We start from the raw sequence: 8,289 nt of genomic DNA on the forward strand, positions 1-8,289 counted from the left end.
GCAATAAACTCATCTATGTTGATAGACTCCGGATCGCGCTCTTTTCCTTTATCTTTTGCGAAAATAATTTCTGCCGTTGCGTTGTTGGAAACAATAATTCTCTCGATAAACGACTTCGGATTTTCTGAAGGCATGAAGGTCTGAACATTCGTATTATTTTCAAGCAGGAATCTTTTGATAAAATAAATATCCTTTTCGCCATCGTAATAAATACACGTCACAGGCTGATTTGGCCGCCATTTTTCAAGAACTAAATATTCATCATCAAAACGGTTTCCAAGATCGAAGCTCACAAGTTTTGCTTCACCTTGAGCATTAATGGTTAAGATTTTATCATCCCCTTTAAAATTCCCCAATAAAGTTCCTCTTACATCAGCATTTAATCTTCTTACCGTTTCATCAAACCAGATTTTTCTTGGAGCTAAAGTAGAAACGCCTTCTTCTTTTAAGTCGACTTTCTTTACAGAATATTTGGTAACCAGATTCCCTTTAGAATCTCTGCCTTTTATTGCAAGTTCAGAAAAATCAATTTCCATTTTATTTTTTCTGATTCTCGGGTTTGGTTTTAATAAAACTGTTACAACTTCAGCTTCACCATTAGGATTTGCCGAAAAATAGAGCATTTCCGATCCTTTTTTGTCTGAAGCCAAAGGATAATCTGTATTTCTTGTCACGCCCGTCACCGAAAAACGTTTCATATAATACGGTCCGTCTCTTCCTTCACGATATATCATGTTGTAAACGGTGCGTTTGTCATTCTTTTTCCAGATTGCAACGTGTTGAATGTCTTTTCCGATGAAGGTTTTGGCTTCTACTTTTACGACTTTCATGCTTCCGTCTTTTCGGAAAGTAATGATATCGTCGATGTCTGAACAGTCAAATAAATACTGATCTTTTTTAAGTGAAGTCCCGATGAAACCTTCCTCAAAATTGGCATAGAATTTTTCGTTGGCAACGGCAACTTTTGTCGCATCAATTGTATCAAAAATTCTCAGTTCCAACTCTTTTTTAAGCAAAGAAACTGTGTGATCGGTATTCATTTTAAGAATCTCCGAAACACTCATAAACATCGGCTTATCACCAACAATTACACACGCATTTGGCGAAATGGTAACCTGACAATCGGTAAATGCATACAAAGCATCAATAGTTTTATCCGGCGAAACCTCGTTGTGAAGATAAATCAGGATTTCAACTTTATCAGAAGTATTGTCTTCAATTTTTTTGATCTTGATTTTACCTTTTTCATTGGCTTTCAGGATCGAATCGATAAGATCTGATGTTGTTTTAGAAAAAGGAAGCTCAGAAATCATCAAAGTATGTTTGTCGACCTGAGAAATTTTTGCTCTGGCTCTTACTTTCCCGCCTCTTGCTCCATCGTTGTATTCTGAAACATCAAGGAAACCTGCCGTTAAAAAATCAGGAAAAATCTCAAACTTTTTGCCTTTTAAATAAGCAACAGAGGCTGTAATTAATTCATTAAAATTATGCGGAAGAATTTTTGTGGAAAGTCCAACCCCAATTCCCTCAACTCCCTGAGCCAGAAGCAACGGAAATTTTACAGGTAAATCGATCGGTTCGTTATTTCTGCCGTCATAAGATTTTGCCCATTCTGTAGTTTTAGGATTAAAAACTACTTCCAAAGCAAAAGGGGTCAATCTTGCTTCAATATATCTTGCAGCCGCCGCAGAATCTCCTGTGTAAATGTTTCCCCAGTTTCCCTGAGTGTCGATCAGCAATTCTCTCTGCCCGATTCCTACCATTGCATCGGTAATAGAAGCATCACCATGAGGGTGATATTTCATCGTGTTACCAACAATGTTTGCGACTTTATTATAACGCCCGTCTTCAAGCTCACGCATAGAATGCATAATTCTACGCTGAACCGGCTTGAAACCATCATAAACAGACGGAATGGCTCTATCTAAAATTACATAAGATGCATAATCCAGAAACCAGTCTTTATACAGTCCTGAAACTTTTTTTAAGCTTTCGCCTTCGTGCGAATTTTCTTCTATCATTAGTTATTCTTGATGTCTTTTCTCATTATTAGCTTTCACAACTTTACTGAGGGATAGTTTTAAATCTTTAATTTCTTTTCTCGTTAAATAAGAAGTCTCGTATTTTAAGGTTGTTGAGCCATTATTTTTACTTGAAATAGTGATATAAAGTCTGCTGAAAAACAGAATGGAAACCATCTCAAATTTAATCAGTTTATATTTCGGAAACTCATCACTTAAAGGTCTGTTTAAAAAAGGAACGATATTTCTATTTCTGAAATGAAACGCTTCCCCATCACTGTCATATTCAAAAATTTGTCTTCCGTGCAGGAAAATGACAATAAACAATACAACAGGAATGATAATCAAAAGATAGCTTTTCTCATCTAAAACGTTGAATTTCAATTCATTTAAAACAAAACCTACACATCCTCCTAATAAAATTAACAATAATAATATATTGAAAAAATTATACACAGGTATTTTTTTCCTGTTACTTAGTCTCATAGTGATTATTAGTTTTTTTACCTTTCTTCTTAAGGTTCAACTTCATTTAGAATCTCTTTTTTGTTAATATCCTGATCTTCTACCACCAGATTTTCAAGAATGAAAACCTGTCGGTCGGGTGTATTTTTCCCCATATAAAATTCCAGAAGCTGATCGATGGTTTGATCCTTTCCGATTACAACAGGTTCCAAACGGATATCTTTTCCTATAAAATGCTTGAATTCATCAGGTGAAATTTCTCCCAACCCCTTGAATCGGGTGATTTCGGGGTTTTTACCTAATTCATTTAAAGCTTTCACTCTTTCCTGCTCAGAATAACAATATCTTGTTTCTTTTTTATTTCTTACTCGGAACAAAGGTGTTTGTAAAATATACAAATGACCGTTTTTGATCACATCAGGGAAAAACTGAAGGAAGAATGTAATCATCAACAATCTGATGTGCATTCCGTCGACATCGGCATCGGTTGCGATAATCACCTGATTGTAACGCAGATCTTCGAGACTTTCTTCAATATTTAAAGCAGCCTGAAGCAAATTAAATTCTTCATTTTCATAAACCACTTTTTTGGTTAAACCATAACAATTTAAGGGTTTACCTTTCAATGAAAATACAGCCTGCGTTTCTACATCTCGTGATTTGGTAATTGAACCAGATGCAGAATCTCCTTCGGTAATAAAAATCTGTGTCTCAGCTTTTCTTTCGGCTTTTTGATCGTTGTAATGCTGTCTGCAGTCACGCAATTTTTTATTGTGAAGCGACACTTTCTTTGCTCTTTCTCTTGCCAGTTTCTGAATTCCGGAAAGCTCTTTTCTTTCCCTTTCAGAAATTAAAATTTTTCTCTGAATCGCTTCTGCAAYTTCAGGATTTTTGTGAAGGAAATTATCTAATTTACTTTTTAGAAAATCAATAATAAACGTACGAACCGTTGGTCCGTTTGGTCCGATGTCGTTTGAACCCAGTTTTGTTTTGGTCTGCGATTCGAAAACAGGCTCTTCCACGTTGATGGAAACTGCTGCAACAATCGATTTCCTTACATCCGAAGCATCAAAATTTTTATTGAAAAATTCACGGATTGTTTTCACAAAAGCTTCTCGGAAAGCATTTAAATGTGTTCCACCTTGTGTTGTATTCTGTCCGTTTACAAATGAAAAATAGGTTTCGGTTTGCGATTTATCGGTGTGCGTAATCGCAACTTCAATATCATTATCTTTTAAATGAATAATCGGATAAAGCGTTTCATTTTCAAGCTCTTCATCCAACAAATCTTTCAGACCGTTTTCAGAATAAAAAGTTTCGCCGTTGAAAATAATTTTCAATCCAGGATTCAGATATGCATAATTGCGGAGCATCCTTTCGATATACTCTTTTCTGAATTTATAGTGAAGGAAGATTTCCGCATCCGGAGTAAATAAAATTTCGGTTCCATTTCTGTCTGAAGTTTCTTTTTCATCATGTTCTTCGGTGATTATACCTCTGGAAAATTCTGCAATTTTCATTCTCCCTTCACGGAAAGAACGCACACGAAAATAATCTGAAAGTGCATTTACAGCTTTTGTACCGACGCCATTCAGACCAACCGATTTTTTAAACGCTTTGCTGTCGTATTTACCTCCGGTATTCATTTTTGAAACTGCGTCAACCACTTTCCCTAAAGGAATTCCACGACCGAAATCACGGATCATTACTTTTCCGTCATCAACTTTTATTTCAATTCTTTTACCGGCTTTCATCCTGAACTCATCAATCGAGTTGTCCAGAATTTCTTTCAGCAAAATATAAATACCATCATCAGCAGACGAACCATCGCCAAGCTTTCCGATGTACATACCGGGACGCAAACGGATGTGTTCCTGCCAATCGAGGGTTCTGATATTATCTTCGGAATAGATAGGTTGTATTTCTTGTGACATATATAATTTCTGCAAACAAACAAAAATACGAAAACCGATAAAAATATCCAATTTAAGTTTCGTATTTACTGAGTTTTAATGAAAATTTATTTTCCACAAACATTTAATTTATACGGACTTTAGTCGTTTTTAATAATTTTTCTGATATTCTGATCACAAGTCTGCATAAAATTTAAAATACTTTTTCATTAAATACTAAAATTTACACTAATTTAGACTGATAAAGAAATTTTAAATGATACAACTTCCTTCTTCGAAACTTCCCAACGTAGGAACCACCATATTTACCCAAATGTCGCAGCTTGCCAATCAACATCAGGCAATTAATCTTTCACAAGGATTTCCTGATTTTGAGACAGATCCTAAACTCCTGAATTTAGCTGATAGTTTTATTAAAAAAGGATTTAACCAATACGCTCCTTTAGGCGGAATAATCGGTTTAAAAGAAGAAATTGCAAGAAAAATTGAAAACAGTAACAACGCAGTTTATCATCCCGAATCTGAAATTACGATCACAGCAGGCGGAACACAGGCAATTTTCACAGCGATTGCCACTTTTGTACAAAAAGATGATGAAGTGATTATTTTTGAACCTGCTTATGATTGTTACGAACCGACTGTTGAACTTTTCGGAGGAATCGTAAAGCGTTTCCAGATGAAAGCGCCGAATTATAAAATCGACTGGAATACGGTAAGAAATTTAGTTTCAGAAAAAACAAAAATGATCATTCTGAATAATCCGAATAATCCTTCCGGAAAGATTTTAAAAGAAAATGACATTCAGGAATTAATTAAAATCGTAAAAGACACTAATATTTTAATCTTAAGCGATGAAGTTTATGAAAATATTGTATTTGACGGAAACCAACATTTAAGCATCTGCAAATATCCGGAATTAAAGGAAAGAAGTCTTTTAGTCGCATCTTTCGGTAAGTTATTTCACATCACCGGTTGGAAAATAGGATATTGCGCAGCTCCAAAAGCTTTAACCGATGAATTTAGAAAGGTGCATCAGTTCAATGTTTTTTGTGTGAATACTCCTCTTCAGATGGCTTTGGCAGAATACATGAAAAATGATGAACATTACAATCAGCTCAATCATTTTTTTCAAGACAAAAGAGACTTTTTACGACAAGGTTTAGCACAGACTTCATTCGAGCTTCTCGATTGTGAAGGAACTTATTTTCAGGCTTTGAAATATGATAAAATTTCAGATAAAAATGATTTTGATTTTGCGATAGAATTAACCATCAATCATAAAGTGGCGAGTATTCCGTTTTCGGCTTTTTATAAAGATAAGCTGAATGAACATGTGATCAGATTGTGTTTTGCGAAGAAGAATGAGATTTTGGAAAGGGCTATTGAGAATTTGACAAAATTATAATTTAAAGTAAGTTTGTCATTCTGACCAAGGAAGAATCTCTCACTAAAATAATGAGATTCTTCACTACACTTTGTTTCGTTCAGAATGACAAACTGCTGTTTTATTTTTAGAAAAACATTCCGCCGGAAACTTCAATTCTTTGTGCAGTAATCCAGCCTGCATCGTCGGTACATAAAAATGCAACTACTCCACCAATATCATCCGGTAAACCGGCTCTTCCCAAAGCGGTATTATTAGAAACCATTGCGTTTACGTTTTTATCATCTCTTGTTCTTCCGCCGCCGAAATCGGTTTCAATCGCTCCCGGAGCAACGGCATTTACTTTAATTTTTCTTGCGCCTAATTCTTTCGCCATATATTTACTTAGCTGGTCGATCGCCGCTTTCATTGAACCATAAACAGACGAACCCGGCATTGCAAATCTCGCCAAACCTGAAGAAAGATTAATAATTCCGCCATTGTCGTTCATAAACGGTAAAAATTTCTGAGTTAAGAAGAAAACTCCTTTAAAATGAATATCGACCATATCATCCAACTGCTCTTCCGTAACATCTGCAATCGGCATATATAAAGCAGTTCCTGCGTTATTAATCAGGAAATCAATGTTTCGGCTACCTGTATTTTCTTCTAAATGATCGCCAACTTTTTTCACAAACTCATCAAAAGATTTTACGTCTTTCGTGTTTAATTGATAAGCAATCGCTTTTCTTCCCAAAGCCTGAATTTCAGCTACGGTTTTATCCGCTTCTTCTTTGTTGGAGTTGTAAGTAATAATTACGTCAAGTCCTTTTTCTGCAATTTTTAACGCTGAGTTTTTTCCTAAACCTCTGCTTCCACCCGTTATAAGGGCAATTTTTGTTCTGTTTTCCATAATTGATTTTTTGATGATACAAAGTTCAGTCAATTTCGTACCAATTGATTTACCCGAATCAATCTGAAATTTGCAAAATTCAAATCAGGCACGAAATTCCATTGGAGTAAATAACGTTTTACGTTTAAAGAAATTGGAGAAGTGCGCAATCTCTTCAAAACCTAAAGCATAAGAAATTTCAGAAATGTTCCAGTTGGTTTGTTTTAAAAGAATTTTTGCTTCCTGAATGATTCGGTCTGCAATAAATTCGGTCGTTGTTTTTCCTGTATTTTCCTTTAGATTTTTATTTAAATAATTCACGTGAATGGATAATCTTTCGGCAAAATCATTGGCCACTTTCAGCTGAATTCTCTGATTGGGAGATTCAATTGGAAACTGCCTTTCCAACAATTCGATAAATAAAGAAACCACTCGCATTGAAGCATTATGCGTATTCTGAACTTTTTCAGCAGGCTGCAGTTTTTGTCCGTAATGAATTAATTCAGAGACATAATTCCGAATCAAATCATATTTAAATTCATAATCTGAGTCAATTTCTTTTTTAATTTTCGCAAATATTAAATCAATTTCATCTGCCAAATTATCATCTATTTCAAAAATCGGGATTGTTCCCGGCTGAAATAAAGGCAAATCTTCGAGAATATTATTCGATGAATTTTTAGTGAAAAAATCTGTAGTAAATACACAGAAATTTCCGGACTGATTATCGTCTTCAGGAACATAATGATACGGGACTTTCGGGGTAGCAAACAACAACGCATTCTTTTTTATAGAAATAATTTTATCTGCATATTCTGCCCTGTTTTTCCCGCGAATCAGACTGATTTTATAATATTTCCTTCTGTTGTAAGGCATTTCACAGGTTTTCTTAACCGTGGCAATGGTTTGCGCAATATCAAAAACATTAAAATGACCAATGTCTTTGTGAAGACCTTTCGGAAAGATGCTTTCCATGTCTTTTCCAAGTCTTTGTGTCATTTCAAGATAAAAATCCTCTAAAGATGCGTGAGCAATTTTTTCCATGATACGGAATTTGTATAATTCAAATATAAGAATTTCTCAAACATATTTTAAATTACATATCCTCCACCAATTTCTAAAATCCATTTTCCGTTTTTATATTCGGCAGAATAATTTGTCGAACTGCTACTTCCCCAGGTTTCAATATAAAAAATATTAGGATTATCTTTGTTTTTTTTCATTTTACCTATTCCGTGTGATGAAATATCTGTTATTTTCTGATAATTTGTTTTTGATTTTAAATTTTCAGGAATGAACAAAACATGATATTTGGGATTTATCTGGTGAAAATAATCGCAGTCACTAATGAAAACCTCAAAATTATAATTGGAATCACCAATAATTTCGTTAGCATATTGCGGCAACAGCATTTCATAGAGCTGGGTAAATTTGTTATTTTCAGATTTAAACATTGGATTCAGATCATTAAAATCATTTACTCCATCACCATCCGAATCTTCATTATCAGGATTTAAGCCAAAACTCTTTTCGAAAATATCATTGTAACCGTCACGGTCAGAATCTTTCATTAAATCTTTTAAATTTATTTTAAATAATTTCCCGACTTCAATCGCAGAATAGTCGTCGTAACCC

At 34.6% G+C, this 8,289-nt stretch carries 6 protein-coding genes and 1 pseudogene; 1 reads left to right on the forward strand and 6 read right to left on the reverse strand.

The genetic code is table 11. From position 1 onward, the window contains the following. The 3 genes from AB4Y90_RS12895 to AB4Y90_RS12905 form a co-directional block, all read right to left on the reverse strand. The coding region (locus AB4Y90_RS12895) for a DNA gyrase subunit A (RefSeq protein ID WP_441557975.1) at window positions 1–2,021 on the reverse strand (2,021 nt) is incomplete at its 3' end. A gap of 3 nt (window positions 2,022–2,024) precedes the next feature. Further along, complete coding sequence (locus AB4Y90_RS12900) at window positions 2,025–2,450, reverse strand: hypothetical protein (protein WP_441557976.1); 426 nt, start codon at window positions 2,448–2,450, stop codon at window positions 2,025–2,027. Between the two features lie 86 nt (window positions 2,451–2,536). Continuing rightward, entirely contained in the window at window positions 2,537–4,420 is a 1,884-nt protein-coding gene (locus tag AB4Y90_RS12905) for a DNA topoisomerase IV subunit B (RefSeq protein ID WP_441557977.1), read from the reverse strand. Between the two features lie 235 nt (window positions 4,421–4,655). Here AB4Y90_RS12905 and AB4Y90_RS12910 point away from each other — a divergent pair, with 235 nt between their 5' ends. Continuing rightward, window positions 4,656–5,804 carry a methionine aminotransferase gene (locus AB4Y90_RS12910; protein WP_441557978.1) on the forward strand — a complete coding sequence of 383 codons (1,149 nt, stop codon included), beginning with the start codon at window positions 4,656–4,658 and terminating at the stop codon, window positions 5,802–5,804. A 106-nt stretch (window positions 5,805–5,910) separates the two neighbouring features. On the opposite strand, the gene AB4Y90_RS12915 is transcribed toward AB4Y90_RS12910, so the two are convergent. The 3 genes and pseudogenes from AB4Y90_RS12915 to AB4Y90_RS12925 form a co-directional block, all read right to left on the reverse strand. Next, entirely contained in the window at window positions 5,911–6,675 is a 765-nt protein-coding gene (locus tag AB4Y90_RS12915; protein ID WP_441557979.1) for an SDR family NAD(P)-dependent oxidoreductase, read from the reverse strand. 84 nt (window positions 6,676–6,759) lie between these two features. Next, entirely contained in the window at window positions 6,760–7,698 is a 939-nt protein-coding gene (locus AB4Y90_RS12920) for a helix-turn-helix domain-containing protein (protein WP_441557980.1), read from the reverse strand. Between the two features lie 47 nt (window positions 7,699–7,745). Continuing rightward, window positions 7,746–8,289: pseudogene (locus tag AB4Y90_RS12925) on the reverse strand (hypothetical protein); the annotation flags it as partial.

Source organism: Chryseobacterium sp. 2TAF14 (assembly GCF_052115105.1).
Taxonomy (GTDB): Bacteria; Bacteroidota; Bacteroidia; order Flavobacteriales; family Weeksellaceae; genus Chryseobacterium.

Coding starts and splice junctions, on each gene's coding strand:
- AB4Y90_RS12910 (WP_441557978.1), top strand. CDS start 4,656: ATGATACAACTTCCTTCTTCGAAACTTCCCAACGTAGGAACCACCATA.
- AB4Y90_RS12915 (WP_441557979.1), bottom strand. CDS start 6,675: ATGGAAAACAGAACAAAAATTGCCCTTATAACGGGTGGAAGCAGAGGT.
- AB4Y90_RS12920 (WP_441557980.1), bottom strand. CDS start 7,698: ATGGAAAAAATTGCTCACGCATCTTTAGAGGATTTTTATCTTGAAATG.